The organism is Nonomuraea sp. NPDC001699, assembly GCF_053596455.1.
Map to the genome: position 1 here is coordinate 18,952 of NZ_JBSFGF010000001.1, position 25,716 is coordinate 44,667.

The window sequence follows — 25,716 nt, forward strand, 5'->3', positions numbered from 1 at the left end:
CATGGCAGATCCCCGCACCACCGCATACTCACATCGCCATAAAGGCGCGCAGGAGGGACCGTGCTGACCGCGTTTACCCGGGCGTTCCGGACACCGGACCTGCGCAAGAAGTTGCTCTTCACCCTGGGCATCATCGCGCTGTTCCGTCTCGGCTCGGTTCTTCCGACTCCGGGAGTTCACGTCCAGAACCTCGCGGCCTGTTTCGATCAGGCCCGTAACGGAGCCACCGGCAACATCTATGGGATGGTGCAGCTCTTCAGTGGTGGTGCGCTCCTGAAGCTGTCGGTGTTCGCGCTGGGCATTATGCCGTATATCACCGCGAGCATCATTCTCCAGCTGCTCGTCGTGGTGATTCCACGTCTTGAGGCTCTCAAGAAAGAAGGCCAGGCGGGTCAGGCCAAGATCACGCAGTATACGCGTTATCTGACCATCGGCCTCGGCATCCTCCAGTCGACCGCTTTCATCGCGCTCGCGCGTTCCGGTCAGCTGTTCCCGAACTGCCAGCAGGACGTCCTGCTCGACCCCGACAACATCTTCGGCATCGTCACGATGGTCATCATCATGACGGCCGGCACGTCGGTGATCATGTGGCTGGGTGAGCTCATCACCGACCGCGGCGTCGGCAACGGCATGTCCATCCTGATCTTCACGCAGGTCGTCGCGGTCTTCCCGTCCGAGCTGTCCAACATCTTCCGCGCGAACAAGTTCACCTTCTCGGTGGTCATGGTCGTCGGTGTCTTCATGATCGCGGCTGTGGTCTTCGTCGAGCAGGCGCAGCGCCGCATCCCGGTCCAGTACGCCAAGCGCATGGTGGGCCGCAGGATGTACGGCGGCACCTCGACGTACATCCCGCTCAAGGTCAACCAGGCCGGCATCATCCCGGTCATCTTCGCCTCGTCGCTGCTCTACCTGCCGCAGCTGCTGACCTCGCTCTTCCCGACCTCGAACAACGCGGTCGTCCAGTGGATCTCCCAGTACCTGGTCAGAGGCGATCACCCGGTCTACATGGCCACGTTCTTCCTGCTGATCGTCTTCTTCACGTACTTCTACGTGTCGATTACGTTCAACCCCGCTGAAGTCGCCGACAACATGAAGAAGTACGGTGGGTTCATTCCGGGCATCCGTCCCGGCCGTCCGACGGCTGAATACCTGAACTTCGTGCTCACCCGTCTGACCGCGCCCGGCGCGCTCTATCTGGGTCTGATCTCCATGATCCCGATCGTCGCGCTGGCGGTGGCCGGGGCTAGCCAGAACTTCCCGTTCGGAGGGACGAGCATTCTGATCATGGTTGGTGTCGGCCTGGACACGGTGAAGCAGATCGAGAGCCAGCTGCAGCAGCGTAACTACGAAGGTTTCCTGCGGTAGTGCGTCTCGTTCTCGTCGGGCCCCCCGGAGCGGGTAAGGGGACTCAGGCCCAGTACATCGCATCGAACCTGTCCATCCCGAAGATCTCGACAGGTGACATCTTCCGTGCCAACGTCTCGGGCGGCACGGACCTCGGCAAGCTGGCCAAAACCTACATGGACCGTGGCGATCTCGTGCCCGACGAGGTCACCATCGCCATGGTCCGCGACCGACTGTCCGAGGACGACGCGCAGGACGGGTTCCTGCTCGACGGCTTCCCGAGGAACGTCGCACAGGCGGAGATCCTGCGCGACATGCTCAAGGACTGGGGTCTGGAGCTCGACCTGGTGCTGGAGCTGGTCGTGGACGACGACGAGGTCGTCCGGCGGCTGGCGGGGCGGCGTACGTGCAGTCAGTGCGGCCGCATCTGGCACGTGGAGTTCGACGACAAGAAGGACGACAAGTGCGACGCCTGCGGCGGCGCGCTGTTCCAGCGTGACGACGACAAGGAAGAGACCGTCAGGCACCGCCTGGAGGTCTACCAGGAGCAGACCGCGCCGCTGGTCTCGTACTACGTCGACGAGGACATCCTCGTGGGCGTAGACGCGACCGGGCCGGTCGAAGAGGTGACTCAGCGGGCAATGGAGGCGATCCGCCCGTTCCTGGGATGACGCCGGACACGATCTCCTGCGAAGGTGGCACGGATATCCGTGCCACCTTCCTTTTTTGTGTGCGGCTATTGTGGGGGAATTAGGGCTCCCACGAGGCCCGTTAGAACCCCCGGGGGGTGCCGAACAATGTTCAAGAGAAACCGACACGGAATCCAGATCAAGTCGCCCGAGCAGCTGGAGAAGATGCGGGCCGCCGGCCTGGTGGTCGGACGGACGCTCGATCTGCTGAGGCGTTCCGTCGAGCCGGGCATGACGCCGCTCGACCTCGACTCCATCGCCGAGAAGGCGATCCGGGACGAAGGCGCGATCCCGTCGTTCAAGGGTTACCAGGGTTTCCCGGCGACGATCTGCGCGTCCGTCAACGACGAGGTGGTGCACGGCATCCCCACGGACGCCCGCAAGCTGCGCGAGGGCGACGTCATCTCCATCGACTGCGGCGCGATCCTGGAGGGCTGGCACGGCGACTCCGCCGTCACGGTGCCGGTCGGCGAGGTCGACCCGAAGCTGACCGAGCTGATGCGGGTCACCGAGGAGGCCATGTGGCGCGGCATCGCCGCGCTGAAGATCGGCCGCCACCTGTCCGACATCGGCTACGAGGTCGAGCGCTACGTGAAGTCTCAGGGCCGCTTCGGCATCCCTCCGGAGTACGGCGGCCACGGCATCGGCACCGAGATGCACATGGACCCGTGGATCGCCAACCAGGGCAAGCCGGGCCGTGGCCCGCTGCTGGAGGAAGGCATGTGCCTGGCCATCGAGCCCATGGTGAACCTGGGCACCGAGCGCACGCGCGTGCTGTCCGACGACTGGACGGTGGTGACGATCGACGGGAAGGCGTCGGCACACTTCGAACACAGCGTCGCGGTGACACATAATGGACCTTGGGTGCTTACCGCCCTGGACGGCGGCGAAGAGCGCCTGCGTCACCTTCAGCTCTGACCCCCGGGAGTGGTGGGAATGGCGAACAGCCCCGAGATGCGTGCCTCGGACGTCGACCGCGATCGGGTCGCCGCCATCCTCCGCGAGCACACCGCGCAGGGCCGCATCACGATGGACGAGTTCAACGAGCGGCTCGAAGAGCTCTACAAGAGCAAGACCTACGGCGACCTGGCCAAGCTGACGGCCGACCTGCCCGACGTCGACCTGCGCCACCGGCCCGCCAAGCCCGAGGCCGTGCCCGCGACGCGTGGCAACCTCCATCCGGGCATGCGGGCGGCCTGGGGCGCCTGGGCCGCGGCCAGCGCCGTCAACTGGGTGATCTGGCTGATCGTGGGCATCTCGACCGGCCACATGATCTACCCGTGGCCGCTGTGGGTGATGGGCCCGTGGGGCGCGATCCTGCTGATGAGCACGATCTTCGGGAACGGGCAGAAGCGCGACTAGTCCGGAGCCGTTTGTGCCGTAATGCACTGTGTGTATTCCTCCGCAGTGCGTGAGGGCGGTCGTTCCTAGCGTGAGCCGTGTCAGGAACACGATTCACGGAGGAATCAGATGCGCAAGGTCCTCGCAGCCGCCGCCCTCGCCGGCTCGATCGCCGTCACCGGTCTCGCCGTCGCCCCCGCCGCGCAGGCGGCCTCGTCCGGCGGGTGGGGCACGTTCTACGCCGGCAACCACAAGGCGTCCACCCACGGGAGCACGTACCGGTCGCACGGCAGGGTCTACACCCACTGGTACGGCAGGGAGTCCACGCCGAAGTTCGGCTACGTGTGGTTCCGGTACTACGCGAACGGGAGCTGGCACCAGTTCTTCAAGAAGTGGGACGGGAACCACGACGAGACCTGGTCCGGCCGGGACATCAAGAAGATCTACACCTGGACCTGCTGGGGCGGCTCGGTCAGGTACTGCGGTGACCGGCACCGGATCTATTAGGAACGCCTCGCGGAAGGCCCGCCCTCTCCGGCGGGCCTTCCGTCGTACGGTCTTAGGAGTAGGAGCCGTGGGGTAGACTCTTACATGGTTGTGTCAGGACACCTGGCACGCGTTTCGCGTTTTTGGCTCAGGTGTCGTACACTCCTTAGTCGGCTCACTATGACTATCACGCGTCGGCGGTCTTTGCCGATCGCCGCTCTCTTCGAAGCGTGAGGTCGCGGCTGCTTAGTGAACCGTAGCCTCAGACGACCGATCAGTGAAACGCGAGGGATTTTGGCCAAGAAAGACGGCGCCATCGAGATCGAGGGCACTGTGGTTGAGTCGCTCCCGAACGCCATGTTCCGGGTGCAGCTCGACAACGGCCATAAGGTCCTGGCCCACATCAGCGGACGGATGCGGATGCACTACATCCGGATTCTTCCTGACGACCGGGTAGTCGTTGAACTGAGCCCCTACGACCTGAGTCGCGGGCGGATCGTCTACCGATACAAGTAAGACGTCTGAGGAACACGAAGGACAATGAAGGTAAAGCCGAGCGTCAAGAAGATCTGCGACAAGTGCAAGGTGATTCGCCGGCACGGTCGCGTCATGGTGATCTGCGACAACCTGCGCCACAAGCAGCGTCAGGGCTAGTCGTACGCAAGGTTTCTCCGAGTCCGCCCCGAATTTCAGGGAGCGGGCTCGACGTATGAGGAGCCTGCGACAGTAATCGCGTCTCGCACCTGAGCAGGCGGAGCGATCCGTACCTCTCAGGAGACCCCCGGTCGGAGGCCGGGGCCCTCACCCCGGGCATGGGGAGGGGTAGTGCGGCGCAAGACCTCCGCTCAAAAGAAGGAGAATGCCCGACCATGGCTCGCCTGGTTGGCGTCGACCTCCCCCGCGAGAAGCGGCTGGAGATCGCTCTCACCTACATCTACGGAATCGGCCGCACCCGCGCCCAGGAGATCCTCCAGGCGACCGGTGTCAGCGGCGACCTCCGCGTGCACCAGCTCTCCGACACCGAGCTCGTCCCGATGCGTGACTACATCGAGGCGAACTTCAAGATCGAGGGTGACCTGCGCCGCGAGGTCCAGGCCGACATCCGTCGCAAGATCGAAATCGGTTGCTACCAGGGCATCCGGCACCGCAAGGGCCTTCCGGTCCACGGTCAGCGCACGCAGACCAACGCGCGTACCCGTAAGGGCAAGAAGAAGACCGTCGCCGGTAAGAAGAAGCCCGGTAAGAAGTAGTCCACAGCCGCGGACCGAAGATCTCAGGAGTAATGGCAAACAATGCCTCCTAAGAGCCGTCAGGGTGCACCGAAGAAGGTGCGCCGCAAGGAAAAGAAGAACGTCGCTCACGGGCACGCCCACATCAAGAGCACGTTCAACAACACGATCGTCTCGATCACCGACCCGAACGGGAACGTGATCTCCTGGGCCAGCGCCGGCCACGTGGGTTTCAAGGGCTCCCGTAAGTCCACCCCGTTCGCCGCCCAGATGGCCGCCGAGAACGCCGCCCGCCGCGCCATGGAGCACGGCATGCGCAAGGTCGACGTGTTCGTCAAGGGTCCCGGCTCCGGCCGTGAGACCGCGATCCGCTCCCTCCAGGCCACCGGCCTCGAGGTGGGTTCGATCCAGGACGTCACGCCGGTCCCGCACAACGGCTGCCGTCCGCCGAAGCGCCGCCGCGTCTGAATTTCCCCAGGAGATATTGAGAAATGGCTCGTTACACGGGCGCGGACTGCAAGCTCTGCCGTCGCGAGAAGACAAAGCTCTTCCTCAAGGGCAGCAAGTGCGAGTCCGCCAAGTGCCCCATCGAGATCCGTCCTTACCCGCCGGGTGAGCACGGCCGCGGACGCCCCAAGGAGTCCGAGTACCAGCTTCAGCTTCGCGAGAAGCAGAAGACCCGTCGTATCTACGGCGTCCTCGAGAAGCAGTTCCGCAACTACTACGAGGAGGCCGCGGGCAAGAGCGGCAAGTCGGGTGAGGTGCTGCTCCAGATCCTGGAGAGCCGTCTCGACAACGTCGTCTACCGCGCCGGCTTCGCCCAGTCGCGTGACGCCGCCCGCCAGCAGGTGCGCCACGGCCACATCCTGGTGAACGGCAAGAAGGTCGACATCCCGTCGTACCGCGTTCGCGAGCACGACATCATCGAGGTCCGCGAGACCAAGCGCAACCTGCTGCCGTACGAGGTCGCTCGGGCGACCGCGGGCGAGCGCACGGTTCCCGCGTGGCTCGGCGTCGTGCCGGAGAAGCTCCGCGTCCTGGTCCACCAGCTGCCGGTTCGCCAGCAGATCGACACCCAGGTCCAAGAGCAGCTCATCGTCGAGTACTACTCCAAGTAGTCACTGACGTCCTAGTTCGGGTGCGGATTTCCGTGCCCGAACTAGACTGTTTATCGGAGTGGCGTCATATAGCGGGCGCCACACGACAAGGGGAGAACCCACACCATGCTGATCGCTCAGCGTCCGACTCTTCTCGAAGAGTCGATCGACGAGACCCGGTCCCGGTTCGTCATCGAGCCGCTGGAGCCGGGCTTCGGCTACACCATCGGCAACTCGCTGCGCCGCACGCTGCTGTCGTCCATCCCGGGCGCGGCCGTGACGAGCATCCGCATCGAGGGCGTGCTGCACGAGTTCTCGACCGTTCCCGGGGTCAAGGAAGACGTCACCGACATCATCCTGAACCTCAAGGAGCTGGTTGTCTCCTCCGAGCACGACGAGCCGGTCGTGATGTACCTGCGCAAGCAGGGCCCGGGTGAGGTCACCGCCGCCGACATCGCGCCGCCGGCCGGTGTCGAGGTGCACAACCCCGAGCTGCGCATCGCCACGCTCAACGGCAAGGCGAAGCTGGAGATGGAGCTGACCGTCGAGCGCGGTCGCGGCTACGTCTCCGCCGCCCAGAACAAGCAGCCGGGCCAGGAGATCGGGCGCATCCCGATCGACTCGATCTACTCCCCGGTGCTCAAGGTCACCTACAAGGTCGAGGCGACCCGAGTCGAGCAGCGCACCGACTTCGACCGTCTCATCCTCGACGTCGAGACCAAGCCCGCCATGAAGCCCCGCGACGCGGTGGCCTCGGCCGGCAAGACCCTCGTCGAGCTCTTCGGCCTGGCCCGTGAGCTCAACGTCGAGGCCGAGGGCATCGACATCGGCCCGTCGCCGACCGACGCCGCCCTGGCCGCCGACCTGGCGCTGCCGATCGAGGAGCTGAACCTGACCGTTCGCTCCTACAACTGCCTCAAGCGCGAGGGCATCCACACCGTGGGTGAGCTCGTCGCCCGCAGCGAGCAGGACCTTCTCGACATAAGGAACTTCGGGGCCAAGTCGATCGAAGAGGTCAAGCAGAAGCTGCACGAGATGTCGCTGGCGCTCAAGGACTCCCCGCCCGGGTTCGACCCGAGCGCGGTGGCCGGCGGCGGCTACGACGACGACGACAGCGCGTACGTCGAGACCGAGCAGTACTGAGCTTCGTGCGGAGACCCCGTCTCCGCACGTGCCCCGCACGCGCCGAGTGGTCCGACCGCTCGGCGCGTGACGAACGTAACGGCCCAGTCGCCATGATTGCGGCCGGCCCGACTCCGGTACCTGGTACGGCCGGGGCGGGTTAACCCAAGAGGAGAAAGCAATGCCCAAGCCCACCAAGGGTGCACGTCTTGGCGGCAGCCCGGCGCACGAGCGGCTGATCCTGGCGAACCTCGCCACGGACCTGTTCCGCCACGGCAAGATCCGCACGACGGTGACCAAGGCCAAGCGCCTTCGTCCGCTGGCGGAGCGCCTGATCACCAAGGCGAAGAAGGGCGACATCCACAACCGTCGCCAGGTCCTGACCGTGGTCAGGGACAAGGGCGTGGTTCACCACCTGTTCACCGAGATCGCGGTGACGTTCGCCGAGCGTCCGGGTGGTTACACCCGGATCACCAAGATCGGCGCGCGTAAGGGCGACAACGCTCCGATGGCCGTCATCGAGCTGGTGTCCGAGCCGCTGAACGGTGTCACCACCCGCCGCGCCGAGGCGCCGGCCGCCGCTGCCGCTCCGGCTCCGGCCGCCGAGGAGACCGAGGTCGCCGAGACCGAGGCCCCCGAGGCTCCTGAGGCCGCCGCCGAGGAGACCCCGGCTGCCGCCGAGGAGGCTCCGGCCGCCGAGGCCGAGGCGAAGAAGGACGAGGCCTGATCTCTCAGGCTGGTTGAATCGGGCCCGGATCCCCTTCGCGGGGGTCCGGGCCCTTTTCCGTGAACGCGAAAGGGACGATCGTGCTACGGCTCCGCCTGGATCTGGCATACGACGGGACCGACTTCTCCGGATGGGCCAGGCAGCCCGGTCGCCGTACCGTCCAGGGTGAGATCGAGCTGGGGCTCACCCGGATCCTGCGCCTGGCCGAGCCCGCCGCGCTGACAGTGGCGGGGCGCACTGACGCGGGCGTGCACGCGCGCGGGCAGGTGGCGCACGTGGACGTGCCGGTCACGTCGTTGGCCGAGCTCGACGGCAACCGCGGGCCCCTGGAGCTCGATGAGCGGCTCTCTGCGCTCGTCCGGCGGCTGGGTGGGATTCTGCCCTTGGATGTACGCGTTCATCGGGTCTCGGTGGCTCCTGAGGGCTTTGACGCCCGGTTCTCCGCAATGTTCCGGCGGTACGCGTACCGGGTGTGCGACACGGCCGGCGGGGCCGATCCGCTGCGACGGCACGAGGTGGTCTGGCACAGCCGTCCGCTGGACCTCGACGCCATGAACGAGGCCGCCCGGCGGCTGGTGGGCGAGCACGACTTCGCGGCGTTCTGCAAGAAGCGCGAGGGCGCCACGACGATCAGGGAGCTGCAACGCCTGGAGTGGACGCGCGAGGCGGACGGCGTGCTGGTGGCCGCCGTCGTGGCGGACGCGTTCTGCCACTCGATGGTCCGCGCGCTGGTCGGCTCCCTGCTGGCCGCCGGCGACGGGCGCCGGCCGGTGGAGTGGCCCGGCCAGGTGCTGACGCGGGCCGTACGGGACTCCGGGGTGCACGTCGCGCCCGCCCACGGGCTGTGCCTGGAGGAGGTGGGCTACCCGGCGGCGGACGAACTCGCCGCGCGGGCAGCGGCCACGCGGCGGGTCCGCACGCTCTCAGCCCTTGGTGACGCGGCGCTCCAGGACGAGTGAGGTCTGGTCCCTGAACGCCCCGCTGACCTTGGCCAGCGTCTTGTCCTTGGCGTCCGGGGTGTGGCCGTCGACGTGGGTGGCGTAGCTGAAGACGATGTACCTGCCCCACACCAGGCCGGCCGCGTAGCCGCCGGCGATGGACACGCGCTCGCCCCCGCTTCCCTTCGCGCCGGGCAGCGCGCGGAACCAGATGTTGCGCGAGAGGTTCTTGGCCTGGTCGGTCAGGGTGGCGTCCTCCTTGGTCGGCAGCACCGCGATGCCGGTGGTCACGGCCCAGCGGCGCTTGCTGTCGACGTAGGTGGCGCGGATGATCCGGCTGCACTTCCGCTCGCTCAGCGCGTCGGCGAACGCGCCGGTCGCCGCCTTGTCGCAGCTCGTCTCCGTGTCGGTCTTGACCCTGGTGAACGTCACGCCGGCCGCCGAGACCTTCTTCTTCGGGAAGGCCTCCGTCAGGGACATCTTCTTCGGGTCCGTCTCCTCCGAGTTCAGCATCGACGAGCCCGGGACGTCGGCGGGCGGGCTGCTGGACAGCTCCGTGCTGGGCAGCAACGTGGGCGGGGTGGGGCGGGGACCCGCGGTCGTGGCGGCCGGCGGGGCGGTGTTCAGGGCGCGGTAGGCGAAGAAGCCGCCGGTCGCGACGCCTGCCAGGGCCAGGGCGCCGAGGGTGACGAGCAGGGCCCGCTTGCTCTTGCCCCGGGCGGGGGGCGGCGGGGGCGGGATCTGGAACGGGGGTTGCCTGAACGCGCCGGGTGGGAAGGTGGGGGTGCCGGCGGGCGGGGTGGGGAGGTCCAGGGCGGTGCTGGGCCTCTTGCTCCACAGGTCCTGGTTGAAGGGCAGGTCGGGGAGTTTGTCCGTGGCGGGTGTCTCGTCCGGGCGCTGGTCTGATGGACGCTCGTCGTCGGCGGGCTGGTCCGCTGAGGCCGTTTCGGCTGGGTGCCTGGGCTCGGGGTGGGGGTCCGCCGGGCGTGCGCCTTCTGGGTGCGTCGTCGGGGTGTGGCCGGACGTGCGCTGGTTCGCCTCCTCGCGGCCTTCCTCCGCGTGGACCTCCTCCCGGAGCCTCTCCTCGGCGGGGAGCACGGGGGGCACAGGGGACGCGGGGGGCCATACGGGCACGTCGCCGGGCTCTGGGGGGCGTCCCGTCGGGTTGGTGGGGTGGGGCTCGACGTAGTGGGCCGTCCGCATGGGGCCCGTGGGTTCCTCGCGGGGGTCGGACGCGCGCATGCCCTGCGGCGGGGTGTCCTGGGCCGTCGGGTCGTCCCCGTGGGGAGGGGCGGGCGCGGCGTGCTGCTGGACGGCGGCCGCGGCCTCGCGCTTGGCGGCCTCGGGGTCGAAGTAGTGGGCCGCTTTGGGAATCCCGCCGGGGCGGGTGGCATCGGGGTCGTACGACCCTGCGCCCCCGCCGTTGAACGGTTCTGCGTCGGAACCGCCGTACGACGCGGGGTCCGGCGCGTACGGCGCCGGGTCCGGGCTGTACGGCGTGGCATCCGGGCTGTACGGCGGGGTGTCGGGTTGGTGGGGTGCCGGGTTTGTGTGGGGCGCGGGGTTGCGGCCGGGCAGTGTGGCGTCGGGGTCGCGGGGGAACGCGGGCTCGGCGGCGTGCCGGTCGCCGGGCGCGCCGGTGGCGGCGGTGCCGATGGTGTCGGCCCCGGCGGCCGACGGGCTGGTCGGTGCATCGACGGGGTGGACGGTCGGGGTGGTGGGGAAGCGGGCGGTGGGTTCGCCCGTGGCCGGGTCGTCGTTGTCCGGCTCGGCCACCAGTTCGCCCGTGGCGGCGGGCCAGGGGGGCATGACGTCCGGGTCGGCGACCGGGGCGGGCCACACCTGCAGGCCCGCGGCGGCGGCCGTGAACGCCGGTGGCGGCTCCCACGGCGGCGCGCCGGGCACGACCGGCTTGGCGGGCCAGCCGGGAGGGTCCTCCTCCGGGGTGGCGGCCCACTGCGCGGGGGCGGCGGACCAGGAGGCGTCGTCCTCAGGCTGGGGACCCCAGGTGGCTTCGGCGGCGTTTCTGGGCGTCCAGGCGGCTTCGTCGGACGCGCTGGGAACCCACTCGGGCGTGTCGGAGGTGCGAGGAGGCCACGCAGGCGCGTCGGAGGCGGGGTGAGGCCAGGCGGGCGCGTCGGCGGGCCCGGCGCTTCGGCCGGTCTCGTTGGACGCCCTGGGGCCCCATGCTGCCTGGTCTGGGGTTCCGGGGCCTCGGCCGGTCTCCTCGGGAGGGGCGGGTGCCCATGCGGGTTGGCCTGGAGCTCCGTCGGTTCGTCCGGTGTTGTGCGGGGTTCCGGGGGCCCATGCGGCTTGGCCGGGGGAGGCGGGAGTTCGCCCGGGTTGGTCGGGGGGGACCCACGCGGGTTGGCTGGGCGCTCCGGGTGCGCGCCCCGGGGCTGCGGGCGGCTGCTCAGGGGTCGAACCGGACTCGGGGGAGGCGCCGGGGGGCCGGCCGGCCTCGTGGGAGGTGCCCGGGGTCCAGCCGGGTCGGTCGGACGATCGGGGCGGCCCTGTGGGGTCCTCGGGAATGTGGGGAGCCCAGGCGGGTCTCGTGGGGGCGTCGATGGCCCAGTCGGGGGCACCGGCGGGGTCGGAGATGCCGGCGGGGGCGCCAAGGGGGCCGGACGCCGCGGTGGGCGCACCGGCGAACGTGCCGGGGGCGTTGGAGCCAGGGGTGGGCGTGGCTGGAGTTCCGGGGGCCCAGGTGGGGGCGTCCCCTCTGTGTGGGGGGCGGGAGGCGGTGACGGTCTCTTCGCCGGGACCGGAGGCGGTGGGCCCCGGTGTGCCGGACGGGCCGCCCGTGACGGGGCCGGAGGGGGCGCCGGTTCCGTAGGGGGGCTTGGTGGGGGCGGAAGAGGGGGCGGGGTCGGGGGCGTCGTCGGCGAACCAGTCGTAGGGGGCCGAGTCGTCGCCGGCCACCTCCCACGGTTGTACGCCGGCGGACGACTCGGCGGGCTCCGGTGGGGTGCCACGCGGAACCCGCGTCTCGTCGCCGGTCGGCTCGTCGGACGGGGTGATGGCCGACGGAACGCCGCCCCCGATGCGGCCGAAACTCGGCGGTGGCATCGGTGATGCGGTCGTACGGTCGGCTTCCCTGCGATCGTGCTCAGACCCGGGTTCCTGGCCACGCATAGGGCGAGCCTAGCGAGAGTAGCGAGATCGTTATGTCGGTATGGGGGTTCCCAACGGGAACCGCCATCCCCTTTGAGGGGTTATCGACCGTGATGCCGGTTCAGCTGAGCGCGCTCCCCGTCATCGACCGGCTGTCCAGAGCCTTGAAGACCGTCGCGTCGGTGAGGTCCTTGATGGCCTCGAAGATACGCTTTGATCCCTTCTTGTCCGGCTTGCTGCCGTCCTTGTTCTGGAACCACACCATGATCGCGTAGTGGCCGTGGGTCGAGATCTTGGCGCCGCCGCTGCCCGAGCCGAGCATCTTGGTGACGCTGTCCTTGCCGGCCAGCGGCTTGACGTAGTTGCTCGCGTCGCCGACCTTGGCCACCTTGGTGGCGGTGCCGCTCGTCTTGAGGTTGGCCACGCCGATCGTGCCGATCACCTTGCCGGCCTTGTCACGGAAGCTGGCCCGCAGGAACTGGGTGCACTTGCCGGACTTGAGGGCCTTCTGGAGCTTGTCGCCCAGGGCGCCGTCGGTGCACTTCTTGTCCTTGCTGGTGACCGTCATCTCGTAGCCGCGCCCCGAGACGGTGAACTTCTTCGCCGACCCGAAGATCTCCTTGACCGTGATCGGGTCGGGGTCGGTCTTGCGGTCGGCCGCGAAGCCGTACTTGCCGGGCGGGGCCGACGGGAGCGGCGCGGAGGTACGGGTGGGCGCGCCGGCCTCGGCCGTGCTGGGGCTGCCCGCGTTCCACATCATCGCCAGGCCGCCGCCGAGCAGGCCCAGCAGCAGGACGCCGCCGATCGCGAACCACAGCGGGGCGCGTGAGCGCCGGCCCTCGTCGTAGGGGCTCCAGCCGACCCTGCTCTGCTGCGCCTGCGACACCTGCGTCGGCTGCCCGGAGTCCGGCGACTGGGCGGACTGCCCGGCCGGCGGCGTCGGCCCGCTCAGCGGCGGCTGTCCGGGCTGCCCGGTCGGCGGCTGCTGCTGTTGGGCCGGTGTGAACGGAGACTGCCCGAACGAGGACTGCGCGTACGGCGGGGCCTGCGGTGACTGCTGAGTGGTCTCGGCCCCGGCGGCGCGGTCTCTACGCGAACGGCGGGGACCGCTGTCCATGCCACGTTCCTCATTGCCGTTGGAAACCATGCGGAGACATTACCGTGATGTTCGTCATCGGGTCCCGAAGTCCTGGGTCCACCATGGGCCGTCCGGTCCGGAGGCGACGCCGACGCCGATGGCCTTGAGTGTGCAGTCCAGGATGTTCCTGCGGTGGTCGCGGCTGTCCAGCCAGCCGCGTACGGCCTGCTCGGCAGTGCTGTAACCGTTGCCGATGTTCTCGGCGGCGCCCCAGTGGTAGCCGGCGCGGTCCATGCGGTCCCAGGGGGAGGCGCCGTCGGGGGAGTTGTGGGCGAGCTGCCCGGTACGCGCCATCTCCAGCGAGTGCTGGCGCGCCGAGCGTGCGAGCCTGCCGTCCACGCGCAGCGGGCCGCAGCCGTGCTCGGCGCGGGCGGCGTTGGTGAGCGTGATGACCCGGGCGGCCATGCCGGGGATCACCTTGGCCTGGTCGTCGCCGCCGCCGGTGAACACCTGGGTGGGGTCGCCCTTGGCGTCGAAGCCCGCGATCTGCCCTTCCGGGGTCTTCGTGGGCTTGGGGGTGGATCTGCCGCGCGGCGTCCTGACCGTGGTGGCCTGCCGCGGGATGCGGTCCAGCTCGGGCCGGGCCTTCTGCGCCGTGGTGGGGGCGGGGCGCGCGGTGGCCGCGGCGGGCGGGGCGGTCTCGTTGAGGTAGATGTGCGCGGTGGGCTCGACGTCGTCGGACAGCCGGCCGAGCAGCACGCCTGTGAACAACGCGGCCATCAGGCAGGTCAGCACGCCCAGGCTGTTCCGGCGCCGCGCGCCCCGCTGGGTTTGCCGGGTGTGAGAGTTCCGCCACATACCGCAGCTAACGATAGAGATGTCGGGTACCGGGAAAGAAGGGATCCCAGGGAAACGAAATGGAACCGTTCTGTCGTCGGGTAGACTCGTGCAGGGTTACCGGTCTTTTGACCTGCGCGCCTTCAGGCGGGTAACCTAATCGTTCGTTGTGTGCATAGGTCCAGCGTGACCGATGCGCGGCGCGTCCGGCGTCATCTCCCATCATCAAGCCCATCGGGCTCGGGAGACGGAAGGTCCGGGCTGCCGTGTGCCCGCACCGACCGACCCATGTAGCTGTCGCATCCGACAGCGCCGAAGACGCGAGCAAAAGAAGGCTACGACCGTGCGCACGTACTCACCGAAGCCCGCCGACGTCCAGCGTCAGTGGTACGTCATCGACGCGACCGATGTCGTGCTGGGCCGGCTGGCCAGCCACGTCGCGAACCTGCTCCGCGGCAAGCACAAGCCGATCTTCGCGAACCACGTCGACACCGGTGACTTCGTCATCGTCATCAACGCCGACAAGATCGCGCTGAGCGGTAACAAGCGTGAGCAGAAGAAGGCGTACCGTCACTCGGGCTACCCGGGCGGTCTGCGTTCCGTCACCTATGGCGAGCTCATGGACAAGCGGCCGGAGAAGGCCGTCGAGAAGGCCGTCAAGGGCATGCTGCCGAAGAACTCCCTCGGCCGGAAGATGGCCAAGAAGCTGAAGGTCTACGCGGGTACCGACCACCCGCACCAGGCCCAGCAGCCGGTGCAGTTCCAGATCACCCAGATCGCCCAGTAGTAGTTCGAAAGAGTTAGAGGAGAACCGTGGCTGAGCCCACCGGTGTCGAGACGGTCGTCGAGACCGAGCTGGAGGAATTCTCCGGCGAGGACTTCCCGTCCGAGTACACCACCGAGTCCGCTGCCAGCGCTGACGCGCCCGTGCGCAAGCCCGTCACCACGGGCAACTCGTACGGCACCGGTCGCCGCAAGGAGGCGATCGCCCGCGTGCGCATCGTCCCCGGCACCGGCAAGTGGACGATCAACGGTCGTTCGCTGGACGTCTACTTCCCCAACAAGGTCCACCAGCAGATCGTCAACGAGCCCTTCGTGGTGCTCGGCGCCGAAGAGGCGTTCGACGTCATCGCGCGCATCGACGGCGGCGGCGTCACCGGCCAGGCCGGCGCGCTGCGCATGGGCCTGTCCCGCGCCCTGGCGATCCTGGACGTCGACGTCAACCGGCCGCCGCTGAAGAAGGCCGGCTTCCTCACCCGTGACGCCCGCGCCACGGAGCGGAAGAAGTACGGCCTCAAGAAGGCCCGCAAGGCTCCGCAGTACAGCAAGCGCTAAATTGGCGCGCCTCTTCGGCACCGACGGGGTACGTGGGGTCGCTGGTCGCGACCTCACGGCCGAGCTGGCCATGGATCTGTCCGTGGCGGCCGCCCACGTACTCGGTGATGCGGGCGCGTTCGCGGCCACGGGGCGTCGTCCCGTGGCCGTCGTGGGCCGGGACCCGCGAGCCTCCGGGGAGTTCCTGGAGGCCGCAGTGGTCGCCGGCCTCGCGGCGTCTGGAGTGGATGTGCTGCGCCTCGGCGTGCTGCCCACCCCGGCCGTCGCCCATCTCACCGCCGCTCTCGGCGCCGACCTCGGCGTCATGCTGTCCGCCTCGCACAACGCGGCGCCGGACAACGGGATCAAGTTCCTGGCCAGGGGCGGCTTCAAGCTGTCCGACGTGGTCGAGGACGAGATCGAGCGCCGGCTCGGTGAGAACTGGTCCTTCCCCGTCGGTTCGGGGGTCGGGCGCGTACGCGACGCGTACGGCGAGGCCGACCGCTACATCTCGCACGTCCTGACCACGATGACCGCCGCGCTCGACGGCCTGCACATCGTGGTCGACTGCGCGCACGGCGCCGCCCACATGGTCGCGCCCGAGGCGCTGGTGCGTGCGGGCGCCCGGGTCGAGGCCATCGGCGCCAGACCCGACGGGCTCAACATCAACGCCGGGCACGGCTCCACCCACCTGGACAAGCTCCAGCAGGTGGTCGTGTCCAGAGGCGCCGACCTGGGCGTGGCCTACGACGGCGACGCCGACCGCTGCCTGGCGGTCGACCACACGGGCACGGTCGTCGACGGCGACCAGATCATGGCGGTGCTCGCCGCCGCCATGCACGGCGACGGCCAGCTGGCCAAGGACACCGTGGTCGCGACCGTCATGTCCAACCTGGGCTTCAAGCTGGCGATGCGCGAGACCGGCATCACCGTGATCGAGACCGCGGTCGGCGACCGCTACGTCCTCGAACGCATGAAGTCCGAGGGGTTCAACCTGGGCGGCGAGCAGTCCGGCCACGTCATCCTGCTCGACCACGCCACCACGGGCGACGGCCTGCTCACCTCGCTGCACCTGCTGGGCGTGGTGGCCAAGTCGGGCGTCCCGCTGAAGGAGCTGGCCTCGGTGATGACCCCGCTGCCGCAGATCCTGATCAACGTCAAGGACGTCGACAAGGGCAAGGCGTCGGTGCCCGAGCTCATCGCCGCCGTGGCCGAGGCCGAGGCGGAGCTGGGGGAGACCGGCCGGGTGCTGATCCGGCCGAGCGGCACCGAGCCCATGATCCGGGTGATGGTGGAGGCCGCCTCCGAGGAGCACGCCAACCAGGTGGCGGGCCGCCTGGCCGACGTGGTCCGTACGGCCTGCGCCTCCTGACGCGCCTGGGCGGGTACGGCCGCGCGCCGTACCCGCCGGGCCGCTACTCGTCGCCGGTGAGGGCGAACACCCGCAGCCTGCGGCCGGCCCAGAAGACCGCGCCCACGGTCACGACGACCAGCGCCGGCACGGCGAAGCCCATCGCGACCTTCGCCCCCAGGAAGGGCGAGTCGGAGATCTGGTCGGCGATGGCCATGGCCCACTCCTGGATGGAGAACTTGCCCGCCCCCTCGATGACGCTCACCACGGTGACCTCCCAGACGAGGGCGTAGATGACGCCGATCGTGACCGCGTGCTTGGTCACGACCCCGAGGAGCAGGAAGAGCCCGGCGTAGGCGATGCCGGCGATCAGGGCGCCGAGGGCGAAGCCGGCCGCGATGCCGTCCTCGCCGCCCACCAGGATCCAGGCCGCCACGTACGTCGGCAGGGCCCCGAACACGGCCATGAGCGAGGCCGCCACCCCGAACTTGGTCAGGGCGATCACGGGCCTGGAGATGGGCTTGGACATCAGGTGGATGACGGTGCCGTCGTCGATCTCCGGCGCGATGACGCCGGTGCCCGCGATGACCCCCAGGAGCGGCAGCATCGCCTTGATGGCGAAGTCCTTCATCAGGTCCACGGCCAGCTTCTGGTCGGCGCCGGTCGCCACGCGCAGCAGCACGGCCAGGGCGATCAGGGCCAGCGGGAGCAGCAGGAGCAGGATGATGCGGCGACGCCCGAGCAGTGAGCGGTACGTGATGCCCGCGACCACGGTGTTCATTCAGGTGCTCCTGTTGATCAGGTAGGCGAAGACGCTCTCCAGGTCCTCGTCGGCGGGGGAGACCTGGTGCAGGCGCACACCCTCGTCGCGGGCGACGCGGGGGAGCAGCCGGGCGAAGCGCCGCAACTCGGTCGCCTGGACCTCCAGGCCGTCCGGGCGGAGCGTGATGCCGCCGGCGGACTCGTCGCGGATCAGGGCCGCGGCGAGCTTCCTGTCGTCGCTGGACCGGATGACGAACAGGTGGGGCCGGTCGGTCATCAGGCGTCTGATCTCGCGGAAGTTGCCCGAGGCGGCGTGCCGGCCCGACACCAGGACCTCGATGTGCTGGGCGACCCGCTCGACCTCCTCCAGGATGTGCGAGCTGAACAGGATCGTCTTGCCCGCGGTGCCCATGGCGCGGATGAGGTCCATCAGGTGCAGGCGCTGGCGCGGGTCCATGCCGTTGAACGGCTCGTCGAGCAGCAGGACGGCCGGGTCGTGGACGAGGGCGGCGGCCACCTTGACCCGCTGGCGCATGCCCTTGGAGTACGTCTCCACCCGGCGGTCCTTCGGCTCCTCCATCTCGACCGTGGCCAGGGCCTTGCGGGCGGCCTCGACGGGGTCGGGGAGGCCGTGCAGGCGGGCGGCGGACAGGACGAACTGCCAGCCGGTGAGGAACCCGTACACGCCCTCGCGTTCCGGGACCAGACCGATATTTCGGTAGATGTGGTGGTTCTTCCAGACCTGGGTGCCGTCCAGCGTGACCGAGCCGCCGGACGGCGCCAGGAACCCGGCCATCATGTGCAGCAACGTCGACTTGCCCGCGCCGTTGGGCCCGAGCAGGCCGGTGACGCCGGGACCGATCGTCATGGTCACGTCGTTGACCGCCACCACGTTGCCGTACCAGCGGGACACCTGGGAGAGCTCGATCCTCATCGCGAGGCCGCCTTCCTGTAGCGCAGCGCGAGAGCAGCCAGGCCGACGCCGATCAGCACCACCAGGATCGCCGCCGAGGCGGGACCGTTCGGGTACGGGCCGTCGGCGTGGGACGGGGTGCCGAACAGCCACGACTGCACCGAGTCGACCAGCCAGAACGGGTTCATCAACCAGGCCCAGGCGGCCCCCGACTCGTTCCCGGTGTTGAGCATCGTGCCGTAAAGCAGCGGCACCGACGCCGAGGACAGCAGGTAGACCGTGATCACCGAGGCCACCCCCAGCCCGCGCCGCGGCGTGAACGAGGCGAGGGCCAGGCCGAACGCCGACAGCAGCAGCGCCAGCACCAGCGCCATGAGCAGCGCGCCGACGTACTCGCCGGTGGCGGGCGGCCCCGGCATGTCCACGACCAGCTCGCCGATCCACAGCAGCGTCAGCGGTCCGCCGACCAGCAGGAACAGCGCGGCGGTCATCGCGATCACCTTGGCGGTCACGTACTGGAAGACCGAGATCGGCCGCGACAGGTACAGGGGCAGCACGCGGTGGCGCAGGTCGGGGGCGACGACCGTGGGGGCCTGGGAGGCCAGGAAGATGGCCACCACGGCCTGCATGACGACGGCGTACCCGCTGTAGGGGATGCCGCGCTGCTTGGCCAGCGCCATGAACGCGATCGACACCACCATGGGCAGCAGCATGATGACGACCAGCGCGAACGGCACGATCTTGCTGCGCGCCGGACGGCCGAGGCCGAAGACGCCGCGCAGGCTGTGGACGGTGAGCGCGCGGGTGGCGTACGCGCCGCCCATGCGGGGGCCGTCGTAGTGCCGGTAGCCGATGTCGTAGATCTCAGACACTGGCCGTCTCCTCCCTGAAGACGTCCTCGATGCGGTGGCGTCCCTGTTCGAGGCGGATGAGGCACAGGTCGAGGTCGACGGCGGCGTCGCGGATGGCGTCGTAGGTCTCGGGGCCGAGCACCTTGACCACCAGCAGGCGGCCCTGCTGGGAGACGGTCTGGCCGGTCTCGGTGAGCCGCCGGGCCAGCGGCTCCAGGCCGTCCTCGACCTCGACCGTGACCGTCTGGGTGGCCTGGGTGAACTCCGAGATCGCCGACGAGCGCAGCAGGCGGCCGCCGTCGATGACGATCACATGGTCGCAGACGCGTTCCAGCTCGCCCAGCAGGTGGGAGGTGACCAGCACGCTGATGCCGAACTCGGTGCCGATGCGCCTGATCAGCGTCAGCATTTCGTCGCGGCCGCGCGGGTCGAGCCCGTTGGTGGGCTCGTCGAGGAAGACGAGCTTGGGGTCGTGCACGAGGGCCTGGGCCAGTTTGACCCGTTGCTTCATGCCGGTGGAGTAGCCGCCGATCGGGCGGTAGCGCTCTTCGGCCAGGCCCACGTGGCGCAGCACGTCGGCGGCGCGCTCGCGGGCGGCCGTACGCGGCAGCCCGGAGATCCTGGCGAGGTGGACGACCAGCTCGGTCGCGGAGACGTCGGGAGGGAGGCATTCGTGCTCGGGCATGTAGCCGACGAGCCGGCGGATCTCGGCGCCCTGCGCGGTCACGTCGAGGTCGAGCACCCGCGCGGCGCCCTGGCTGGGCGGCAGCAGGCCGAGCAGCATCTTGATCAGTGTCGACTTGCCCGCGCCGTTCGCCCCCACCAGACCGGTGACGCCGGATCCCACGGTCACCGTGAGCCCGTCGACCGCGGTGACGGTGGGGAAGCGTTTGGTCAGCCCCTCGGTGGCGAGGATGTGCATGTGGCGGACCCTACCCGTCGCGGGGTGGGCGTGGCCTCGTTCACACGGATGAACGCTGTCCTACTTGAGGCCAGAATTTCCGCTGGACCATGAGCGTGGCCGTGCCCGAGATGACCATCCCGAGGATGTTCACCGCGAGCTGCGAGACCGACCCCGCGACCTCGGCCCAGTCGCCGAGCCCCAGCGCGACGGCGAGGTAGCCGGCCGCCGGGACCGTGGTGACCGAGATGAACACGCCGATCAGCGCCGAGGACTTGCCCGCCGTCACCGACAGGACGCCCGCCGCCCCCGCCAGCAGCGCCACGATGAACGACCATTTGTCGGGCTTGACGATGAACTGCACCTCGGCGTTCGCCTTCAGGTTGCCGATGTCGATCCAGCCGAACCACTTGGAGACGAGCGCGCAGGCGAAGGTGACGGCGATGGCGGCCGTGAAGCCGATGACCAGCGTCCGGAGGGCGGTGGTGATCAGACGTCCGCGCCGGCCCAGCAGGCCGAAGCAGATGGCGGCGATCGCGCCGAACTCCGGGCCGAGCACCATCGCGCCGACGATCAGGATGGGCGAGTTCTGCAGCACGCCGATGCCCGCGAGCTGCGTCGCGATGGCGAGGAAGGCCAGGTAGGCCCAGGTGATGCGGGACTCGCTGGAGACCTTGTGGGCCAGCTCCTCCCACACCACCGCGTCGTCGGGATCGCCGGGAGCCTCCTCGACCGCCGCCGTGGCCGCCCTGGACAGCGACAGGTCCACCTGCTCGATGGCGATCGAGCCGACGTCCTCCAGCCACTTGAGCCGGCTGATCACCTCGTTGGCCGCCTCGCGGGCGGAGTCGCAGAGGACGACGTCGCCCGCCGGCTCGCGGGCGGCGCCCGGCAGGACGACGATGTTGGTGACGCCCGTGCACTCCTGAAGCAGCTCGACGGCCTCGTCGGTGCGGTCGGGAGGGATGATCAGTCGCAGATGCAGCACTCCGCCATTGTTGTCCATCGGACATTGACGTCGCGTTGACCGGCGTACGCGAGGCTGCCTCACATGATTCGCTTCAGATGCCACGATCATGGTGAGGACTGCTGGTTCGCCGACATCGACGACCAGGAGTGCGCGGGCCGGTTCGCCGCCTACGTCTTCGACGAGGTGTTCAGGTCCGGCGAAGCCGTACCCGCCTGACCGCGTGGTCGGCGCCCTTCTTCAGGACGAGATCGGCCCGGCCCCTGGTGGGGGCGATGTTCTCGACCAGGTTGCGCTCGTTGATGTCGCGCCACACGTTGACCGCGAACTCCGTGGCCTGCTCGTAGGTGAGCTCGGCGATGTACTTGAAGTAGGACTTGGGGTCCTCGAAGGCGGTGCGGCGCAGCTTGTGGAAGCGTTCGACGTACCAGGTGCGGATGTCCTCGACCTTGGCGTCCACGTAGATAGAGAAGTCGAAGTAGTCGTTGACGGCCAGGGACGTGGGCGGGGCGGGCTGGAGGACGTTCAGGCCCTCGATGATCAAGATGTCTGGATTTTTCACGACCTGGCGGGCGCCGGGGACGATGTCGTACTCCAGATGGCTGTAGACGGGCGCGTACACCTCGGGGGCGCCCGCCTTGACCTCCGCCACGAACCTGACCAGCGCGCGCCGGTCGTAGCTCTCCGGGAAGCCCTTGCGCTGCATGATGCCCTTGGCCTCCAGCACCGCGTTGGGGTAGAGGAAGCTGTCGGTGGTGATCAACTCCACGTGCGGGTGCTCGGGCCAGCGGGCCAGCAGGGTGTGCAGGAGCCGCGCCGTGGTCGACTTGCCGACCGCGACGCTGCCGGCGATGCCCAGGATGTACGGGAGACGCGTCCCCGCGTCCCCGAGGAAGGCGCTCAGCACGCTGCTGCGCTGCTTGGACCCGGTGAAGTGCAGGTTCAGCAGCCGGGTCAGGGGGAGGTAGATGTCGGTGACCTCGGTCAGGTCGATGGGGTCATCGACGCCGCGAAGGTCCTCCAGCTCGTCTGCGGTGAGAGTCAAGGGCGTGTTCTTGCGGAGCTCGCTCCACTGCTCCCTGCTCAGTTCCACGTAGCCGTTGTTCACCTAGGCAGCGTAGCGATGGGGGACAAATGCGATCATGGGCGGGTGCGGCGCGGCGGCCGTCCACAGCCTGTGGATAAAAACGTGGGATTACCAAAGCATGATTCCGGGAAGGAAGACCGGTTCTGACGATCCGGGCATGCCGGAACCGGCAGGCGGCTACCGTTCCGGACGTATCCTCCGGGAGGTCTTGTGGATCGTCGCCGCTTCCTCGCCGGCGTGGTCGCCGTCGCCGGGCCCTTCGCCGGGGTCGCCTGCGCCGGGGCCCGCGGCGGCGTCCGTCCCGCGGCCGGCTACGGGCCGCTGAAGCCGGTCGCCGACCTGCGCGACGGCAAGGTACGCCTGCACCTCCCCGACGGTTTCCGCTACCGCTCGTTCAGCGCCGCGGGCGAGAAGTTCTCCGACGGGAGCACGGTCCCCGGCCGGCACGACGGCATGGCGGCCTTCGCCGGCCCCAAGGGCGGCACGATCCTCGTACGCAACCACGAGGTCGCCGGCCCGGTCGGCGCGTTCGGCGACAAGGACGCCGCCTACGACCCCATGGCGGGCGGCGGCACCTCGACCCTGCACGTCACCGGCCACGGCGAGGTGCTCAGGAGCGGCCCCTCGCTCAACGGCACCATGATGAACTGCTCCGGCGGCCCGATGCCCTGGCGGGCCTGGGTGAGCTGCGAGGAGACGGTCAACGGCCCCGACGTGGGCAACGACCCGTCCGGCGGCGACAACAGCAGGCTCACGCGCCGGCACGGCTACCTGTTCGAGGTGCCGGTCGACGGGGTCGCGAGCGCGCGACCGATCAGGTCGGCCGGCCGCTTCCCGCACGAGTCGGCCGCCTTCGACCCCTCCACCGGCGCCGTCTACCTCACCGAGGACAACTTCTCCTTCCCCTCCGGCTTCTACCGTTACCTGCCGCCCAGGCACCCGATGCGGGAGGGCCGGCTGCTCGACGGCGGCAGGCTCCAGATGCTCGCCGTCGACGGGGTGAAGCGCGCCGACCTGTCGCGCGGGCAGCGGGCGGGGGCCTCCTACGCCACACGCTGGGTGGACATCGACGACCCCGACCCGCGCTTCACCGGCAGGCCGCCGTACGAGGAGGCGGTCCAGGCGGTGGGGCGGCAGGGGCGCGCGGAGGGCGCGGCGATCTTCGCCAGACTGGAGGGCGCGGTGTTCCACCAGGGCGTCGTGTACTTCGTCTCCACCCAGGGCGGGGCGACCGCGCCGGGTGACCCGCCGCCTTCCGGGTTCGGCGACGGGCGGGGGCAGGTGTGGGCGTACGAGACGTGGAGCGGGCGGCTCAGGCTCGTCCACGAGTCGCCGCGCTCGTCGGTGCTCGACCTGCCCGACAACGTGACCGTCAGCCGGCGCGGCACGCTGGTGCTCTGCGAGGACGGCGACGGCGACAACTACCTGCGCGGCCTCACCAGGACGGGCGAGATCTTCGATTTCTGCCGCCTCCACCCGATCCCGGATGATCCGGGCGCCGAGTTCGCCGGCTCGACGTTCGGGCCGGGCGGGCTGACGCTCTTCGTGAACGTCCAGGCCAAGCGGGGGCGCTCGTTCGCCATCTGGGGGCCGTGGGAACGCGGCCTGTTCTGAGTAGCCTGGGACGATGATCCTGGGTATCGGAGTGGACATCGTCGACATCGCCCGCTTCGAGGCGGCTCTCGAACGTACACCGCAGCTGCGCGAGCGGCTGTTCACCGACATCGAGCGGCCCCTGCCGACGCATTCGCTGGCCGCCAGGTTCGCCGCCAAGGAGGCGGTGGCCAAGGCGCTCGGCGCGCCCAGGGGGCTCGGTCACCTGGAGGCCGAGGTGCGCTGCGACGAGCTGGGCAAGCCGGAGCTGCACGTGTCGGGCAAGGTCGCCGACGTGGCGTACGGCCTTGGGGTCAAGCGCTGGCACCTGTCGCTCAGCCATGACGGGGGCGTCGCCGTGGCCTACGTGATCGCGGAGGGATAACTTCGGATCATGCGCGCGAGGCAGTGCCGTCCCGTGGAGGAGCGGCGGGAGCGAAGCGACCGGAGCGGGGGAAGGCGGCACATGGCGGCCGGGCAGCCGAACGGGGTGAGGCCATGAAGACCGCCTACACCGCCGACCAGATCCGGGGCGCCGAGCGCACGCTGATGGCGCGCCTGCCCGAGGGCGCCCTCATGCAGCGGGCCGCCCACGGCCTGGCCGCCGCCTGCGCCGACCTGCTGGGCCGGGTGTACGGCGCCCGCGTCGTGCTCCTGGTCGGCAGCGGCGACAACGGCGGCGACGCCCTCTACGCCGGCGAACGCCTGGCCCGCCGGGGAGCCCGTGTGGCGGCGATCTTGGCCGGCTCCAGGACGCACGAGGCCGGCCTGCGCGCCTTCCTGCACGCCGGAGGACGCGTCGCCGGCCAGGACGCCGTCGCGGACGCCGACCTGATCGTGGACGGGCTGGTCGGCATCGGCGCCACGGGCGCGCTGCGCGAGCCGTACGCCCGGCTGGCCGAGGAGGCGAACGCGGCCCACGGCACGATCGTCGCGGTCGACGTGCCGAGCGGCGTCGAGGCGAGCACCGGGCAGGTCGCGGGCGCGGCGGTGCGGGCGCGGGTCACGGTGACGATGGGGGCGTACAAGACGGGCCTGCTGGTCGATCCCGGGGCCGCGCACACGGGCAGGGTCGAGCTGGTCGACATCGGGCTGGGCCCCTTCCTGCCCGATCCGGACGTGGCGGCGCCGACCCGCGCGGACGTGGAGGACCTGCTGCCCAGGCCCGGCAACGAGTCCGACAAATACCGCAGAGGCGTGCTCGGGGTGGCCGCGGGCAGCGACCTGTACACCGGCGCGGCCGTGCTGGCCGTGGGCGGCGCGCTGCGGGCGGGCGCGGGCATGGTCCGCTACGCGGGCACCCACGAGCCGGTCCAGCAGGTGCGCGCGCACTGGCCGGAAGCGGTGATCACCCCGCTCGACCGGCCGTCCATCGAGGACGTCGGCCGCGTCCAGGCGTGGCTGCTCGGCCCGGGGCTCGGCACCGGCGACTGGGCGCACGAGCTGGCCGCCCGCGTGCTGGCCTCCGACGTCCCCGTGCTGATCGACGCCGACGGGCTCACGCTGGTGGCCCGCGACCGGTCGTTGCTGCGCCGGCGGGCGCCCGTGCTGATCACGCCGCACGCGGGCGAGCTGTCGCGGCTGATCGGCGTGAGCCGCGAGGACATCGAGGCCGCCCGGCTGGAGCACGCCCGCCGGGCCGCCGCCGAGCTGGGCGTGACCGTGCTGCTCAAGGGCTCGACCACGGTGGTGGCCGAGGAGGCCAGGCCGGTCCGCGTCAACGAGACGGGCACCTCCTGGCTGGCCACCGGGGGCACCGGCGACGTGCTGTCGGGCGTGGCGGGCGCGCTGCTGGCCCAGGGGCTGTGCTGTTACGACGCGGGCTCCGTCGGCGCGTACGTGCACGGGCTGGCCGGACGGCTGGCCGCCCGTGGCGCCCCGCTCACCGCCGCCGGGGTGGCGGCGGCCGTCCCGGAGGCGATCCGCTCCGTCCACGGCGAACCCCGCCCCTGAGCGGCGCGAACCGCGCTCGACC

29 protein-coding genes are annotated in these 25,716 nt (G+C 69.8%); 20 read left to right on the forward strand and 9 right to left on the reverse strand.

What is annotated here, in order from left to right:
- Positions 1–60: 60 nt before the first annotated feature.
- The 13 genes from secY (at position 61) to truA (ending at position 8,994) form a co-directional block, all read left to right on the forward strand.
- A complete protein-coding gene (gene secY / locus ACWCSU_RS00135; protein WP_357705905.1) occupies positions 61–1,365 on the forward strand; it encodes a preprotein translocase subunit SecY in 1,305 nt (434 codons plus the stop codon).
- Positions 1,365–2,015 (forward strand): adenylate kinase, encoded by a 651-nt coding sequence (locus tag ACWCSU_RS00140; protein ID WP_357705904.1) that lies wholly within the window; start codon positions 1,365–1,367, stop codon positions 2,013–2,015. Before secY ends, ACWCSU_RS00140 begins: the two co-directional genes overlap by 1 nt.
- A 126-nt stretch (positions 2,016–2,141) precedes the next feature.
- The gene (gene map / locus ACWCSU_RS00145) at positions 2,142–2,951 is read left to right on the forward strand and encodes a type I methionyl aminopeptidase (protein WP_357705903.1); all 810 of its coding nucleotides are present in this window, start codon (positions 2,142–2,144) and stop codon (positions 2,949–2,951) included.
- An 18-nt stretch (positions 2,952–2,969) separates the two neighbouring features.
- Positions 2,970–3,395 carry a DUF1707 SHOCT-like domain-containing protein gene (locus ACWCSU_RS00150; RefSeq protein WP_364085733.1) on the forward strand — a complete coding sequence of 142 codons (426 nt, stop codon included), beginning with the start codon at positions 2,970–2,972 and terminating at the stop codon, positions 3,393–3,395.
- A 108-nt stretch (positions 3,396–3,503) separates the two neighbouring features.
- A complete protein-coding gene (locus ACWCSU_RS00155; RefSeq protein WP_357705901.1) occupies positions 3,504–3,881 on the forward strand; it encodes a hypothetical protein in 378 nt (125 codons plus the stop codon).
- Positions 3,882–4,154: 273 nt separating this feature from the next.
- Positions 4,155–4,376 (forward strand): translation initiation factor IF-1, encoded by a 222-nt coding sequence (infA, locus tag ACWCSU_RS00160; protein WP_012887858.1) that lies wholly within the window; start codon positions 4,155–4,157, stop codon positions 4,374–4,376.
- A gap of 24 nt (positions 4,377–4,400) precedes the next feature.
- Positions 4,401–4,514: a 50S ribosomal protein L36 gene (rpmJ, locus tag ACWCSU_RS00165; protein ID WP_003956441.1), complete on the forward strand. Its 114-nt coding sequence runs from the start codon at positions 4,401–4,403 to the stop codon at positions 4,512–4,514.
- Positions 4,515–4,729: 215 nt separating this feature from the next.
- Positions 4,730–5,110: a 30S ribosomal protein S13 gene (gene rpsM, locus ACWCSU_RS00170; protein WP_125644650.1), complete on the forward strand. Its 381-nt coding sequence runs from the start codon at positions 4,730–4,732 to the stop codon at positions 5,108–5,110.
- Between the two features lie 42 nt (positions 5,111–5,152).
- Positions 5,153–5,557 carry a 30S ribosomal protein S11 gene (gene rpsK / locus ACWCSU_RS00175; RefSeq protein WP_020542285.1) on the forward strand — a complete coding sequence of 135 codons (405 nt, stop codon included), beginning with the start codon at positions 5,153–5,155 and terminating at the stop codon, positions 5,555–5,557.
- Between the two features lie 23 nt (positions 5,558–5,580).
- Positions 5,581–6,207, forward strand: a complete 627-nt coding sequence (gene rpsD, locus ACWCSU_RS00180; RefSeq protein ID WP_352327498.1) for a 30S ribosomal protein S4 — start codon at positions 5,581–5,583, stop codon at positions 6,205–6,207.
- A gap of 105 nt (positions 6,208–6,312) precedes the next feature.
- Positions 6,313–7,329: a DNA-directed RNA polymerase subunit alpha gene (locus tag ACWCSU_RS00185; protein WP_043623495.1), complete on the forward strand. Its 1,017-nt coding sequence runs from the start codon at positions 6,313–6,315 to the stop codon at positions 7,327–7,329.
- A gap of 160 nt (positions 7,330–7,489) precedes the next feature.
- Complete coding sequence (rplQ, locus tag ACWCSU_RS00190) at positions 7,490–8,035, forward strand: 50S ribosomal protein L17 (RefSeq protein ID WP_357705900.1); 546 nt, start codon at positions 7,490–7,492, stop codon at positions 8,033–8,035.
- 80 nt (positions 8,036–8,115) lie between these two features.
- Positions 8,116–8,994, forward strand: a complete 879-nt coding sequence (gene truA, locus ACWCSU_RS00195) for a tRNA pseudouridine(38-40) synthase TruA (RefSeq protein WP_449932506.1) — start codon at positions 8,116–8,118, stop codon at positions 8,992–8,994.
- On the opposite strand, the gene ACWCSU_RS00200 is transcribed toward truA, so the two are convergent.
- From ACWCSU_RS00200 to ACWCSU_RS00210, 3 genes are all read right to left on the reverse strand, one after another.
- Positions 8,959–10,878 (reverse strand): hypothetical protein, encoded by a 1,920-nt coding sequence (locus tag ACWCSU_RS00200; RefSeq protein ID WP_449932508.1) that lies wholly within the window; start codon positions 10,876–10,878, stop codon positions 8,959–8,961. The two genes, truA and ACWCSU_RS00200, sit on opposite strands and share 36 nt — an antisense overlap.
- A 1,330-nt stretch (positions 10,879–12,208) precedes the next feature.
- Entirely contained in the window at positions 12,209–13,204 is a 996-nt protein-coding gene (locus ACWCSU_RS00205) for a hypothetical protein (protein WP_357705897.1), read from the reverse strand.
- Positions 13,205–13,258: 54 nt separating this feature from the next.
- On the reverse strand, positions 13,259–14,023 hold the full coding sequence (locus ACWCSU_RS00210) for a CAP domain-containing protein (protein WP_364085765.1): 765 nt from the start codon (positions 14,021–14,023) through the stop codon (positions 13,259–13,261).
- A 322-nt stretch (positions 14,024–14,345) separates the two neighbouring features.
- On the opposite strand from ACWCSU_RS00210, the gene rplM reads away from it, so the two are divergent.
- Genes rplM through glmM form a run of 3 tightly spaced genes read left to right on the forward strand, consistent with a single transcriptional unit; the run spans position 14,346 to position 16,688 of the window.
- Positions 14,346–14,789, forward strand: a complete 444-nt coding sequence (rplM, locus tag ACWCSU_RS00215; RefSeq protein WP_125644641.1) for a 50S ribosomal protein L13 — start codon at positions 14,346–14,348, stop codon at positions 14,787–14,789.
- A 26-nt stretch (positions 14,790–14,815) separates the two neighbouring features.
- Positions 14,816–15,337 (forward strand): 30S ribosomal protein S9, encoded by a 522-nt coding sequence (gene rpsI / locus ACWCSU_RS00220; protein WP_125644639.1) that lies wholly within the window; start codon positions 14,816–14,818, stop codon positions 15,335–15,337.
- A 1-nt stretch (position 15,338) separates the two neighbouring features.
- Positions 15,339–16,688 (forward strand): phosphoglucosamine mutase, encoded by a 1,350-nt coding sequence (gene glmM, locus ACWCSU_RS00225; protein ID WP_357705895.1) that lies wholly within the window; start codon positions 15,339–15,341, stop codon positions 16,686–16,688.
- A 43-nt stretch (positions 16,689–16,731) separates the two neighbouring features.
- Here the strand turns inward: glmM and ACWCSU_RS00230 are convergent, their stop codons facing one another.
- The 5 genes from ACWCSU_RS00230 to ACWCSU_RS00250 are packed head-to-tail and all read right to left on the reverse strand — an operon-like array spanning position 16,732 to position 21,082.
- On the reverse strand, positions 16,732–17,448 hold the full coding sequence (locus ACWCSU_RS00230; RefSeq protein WP_449932512.1) for an ABC transporter permease subunit: 717 nt from the start codon (positions 17,446–17,448) through the stop codon (positions 16,732–16,734).
- A complete protein-coding gene (locus ACWCSU_RS00235; protein ID WP_364085775.1) occupies positions 17,449–18,363 on the reverse strand; it encodes an ABC transporter ATP-binding protein in 915 nt (304 codons plus the stop codon). It abuts the gene before it with no gap.
- The gene (locus ACWCSU_RS00240) at positions 18,360–19,214 is read right to left on the reverse strand and encodes an ABC transporter permease (RefSeq protein ID WP_449932514.1); all 855 of its coding nucleotides are present in this window, start codon (positions 19,212–19,214) and stop codon (positions 18,360–18,362) included. Before ACWCSU_RS00240 ends, ACWCSU_RS00235 begins: the two co-directional genes overlap by 4 nt.
- Entirely contained in the window at positions 19,207–20,115 is a 909-nt protein-coding gene (locus ACWCSU_RS00245) for an ABC transporter ATP-binding protein (protein ID WP_357705891.1), read from the reverse strand. Before ACWCSU_RS00245 ends, ACWCSU_RS00240 begins: the two co-directional genes overlap by 8 nt.
- Before the next feature lie 40 nt (positions 20,116–20,155).
- The gene (locus tag ACWCSU_RS00250; protein WP_357705890.1) at positions 20,156–21,082 is read right to left on the reverse strand and encodes a DUF389 domain-containing protein; all 927 of its coding nucleotides are present in this window, start codon (positions 21,080–21,082) and stop codon (positions 20,156–20,158) included.
- A 63-nt stretch (positions 21,083–21,145) separates the two neighbouring features.
- Here ACWCSU_RS00250 and ACWCSU_RS00255 point away from each other — a divergent pair, with 63 nt between their 5' ends.
- Positions 21,146–21,280, forward strand: a complete 135-nt coding sequence (locus ACWCSU_RS00255; RefSeq protein WP_357705889.1) for a hypothetical protein — start codon at positions 21,146–21,148, stop codon at positions 21,278–21,280.
- Here the strand turns inward: ACWCSU_RS00255 and coaA are convergent.
- On the reverse strand, positions 21,252–22,154 hold the full coding sequence (gene coaA / locus ACWCSU_RS00260; protein ID WP_357705919.1) for a type I pantothenate kinase: 903 nt from the start codon (positions 22,152–22,154) through the stop codon (positions 21,252–21,254). The genes ACWCSU_RS00255 and coaA overlap by 29 nt on opposite strands.
- Before the next feature lie 204 nt (positions 22,155–22,358).
- Between coaA and ACWCSU_RS00265 the strand changes: the two genes are divergently transcribed.
- From ACWCSU_RS00265 to ACWCSU_RS00275, 3 genes are all read left to right on the forward strand, one after another.
- Entirely contained in the window at positions 22,359–23,762 is a 1,404-nt protein-coding gene (locus tag ACWCSU_RS00265) for a PhoX family protein (protein ID WP_449932518.1), read from the forward strand.
- Positions 23,763–23,775: 13 nt separating this feature from the next.
- Entirely contained in the window at positions 23,776–24,126 is a 351-nt protein-coding gene (locus ACWCSU_RS00270; protein ID WP_357705887.1) for a holo-ACP synthase, read from the forward strand.
- Between the two features lie 113 nt (positions 24,127–24,239).
- Positions 24,240–25,694, forward strand: a complete 1,455-nt coding sequence (locus ACWCSU_RS00275; protein ID WP_449932520.1) for an NAD(P)H-hydrate dehydratase — start codon at positions 24,240–24,242, stop codon at positions 25,692–25,694.
- Positions 25,695–25,716 lie beyond the last annotated feature (22 nt).

What these genes read in the sequence shown, in the direction of transcription:
- rpmJ (WP_003956441.1), top strand. Translation starts at nt 4,401, where the DNA reads ATGAAGGTAAAGCCGAGCGTCAAGAAGATCTGCGACAAGTGCAAGGTG.
- map (WP_357705903.1), top strand. Translation starts at nt 2,142, where the DNA reads ATGTTCAAGAGAAACCGACACGGAATCCAGATCAAGTCGCCCGAGCAG.
- ACWCSU_RS00155 (WP_357705901.1), top strand. Translation starts at nt 3,504, where the DNA reads ATGCGCAAGGTCCTCGCAGCCGCCGCCCTCGCCGGCTCGATCGCCGTC.
- ACWCSU_RS00255 (WP_357705889.1), top strand. Translation starts at nt 21,146, where the DNA reads ATGATTCGCTTCAGATGCCACGATCATGGTGAGGACTGCTGGTTCGCC.
- rpsM (WP_125644650.1), top strand. Translation starts at nt 4,730, where the DNA reads ATGGCTCGCCTGGTTGGCGTCGACCTCCCCCGCGAGAAGCGGCTGGAG.
- rplQ (WP_357705900.1), top strand. Translation starts at nt 7,490, where the DNA reads ATGCCCAAGCCCACCAAGGGTGCACGTCTTGGCGGCAGCCCGGCGCAC.
- ACWCSU_RS00245 (WP_357705891.1), bottom strand. Translation starts at nt 20,115, where the DNA reads ATGCACATCCTCGCCACCGAGGGGCTGACCAAACGCTTCCCCACCGTC.
- ACWCSU_RS00185 (WP_043623495.1), top strand. Translation starts at nt 6,313, where the DNA reads ATGCTGATCGCTCAGCGTCCGACTCTTCTCGAAGAGTCGATCGACGAG.
- ACWCSU_RS00275 (WP_449932520.1), top strand. Translation starts at nt 24,240, where the DNA reads ATGAAGACCGCCTACACCGCCGACCAGATCCGGGGCGCCGAGCGCACG.
- ACWCSU_RS00205 (WP_357705897.1), bottom strand. Translation starts at nt 13,204, where the DNA reads ATGGACAGCGGTCCCCGCCGTTCGCGTAGAGACCGCGCCGCCGGGGCC.
- ACWCSU_RS00230 (WP_449932512.1), bottom strand. Translation starts at nt 17,448, where the DNA reads ATGAACACCGTGGTCGCGGGCATCACGTACCGCTCACTGCTCGGGCGT.
- ACWCSU_RS00270 (WP_357705887.1), top strand. Translation starts at nt 23,776, where the DNA reads ATGATCCTGGGTATCGGAGTGGACATCGTCGACATCGCCCGCTTCGAG.
- ACWCSU_RS00210 (WP_364085765.1), bottom strand. Translation starts at nt 14,023, where the DNA reads ATGTGGCGGAACTCTCACACCCGGCAAACCCAGCGGGGCGCGCGGCGC.
- rpsD (WP_352327498.1), top strand. Translation starts at nt 5,581, where the DNA reads ATGGCTCGTTACACGGGCGCGGACTGCAAGCTCTGCCGTCGCGAGAAG.
- ACWCSU_RS00235 (WP_364085775.1), bottom strand. Translation starts at nt 18,363, where the DNA reads ATGAGGATCGAGCTCTCCCAGGTGTCCCGCTGGTACGGCAACGTGGTG.
- rpsK (WP_020542285.1), top strand. Translation starts at nt 5,153, where the DNA reads ATGCCTCCTAAGAGCCGTCAGGGTGCACCGAAGAAGGTGCGCCGCAAG.
- ACWCSU_RS00150 (WP_364085733.1), top strand. Translation starts at nt 2,970, where the DNA reads ATGGCGAACAGCCCCGAGATGCGTGCCTCGGACGTCGACCGCGATCGG.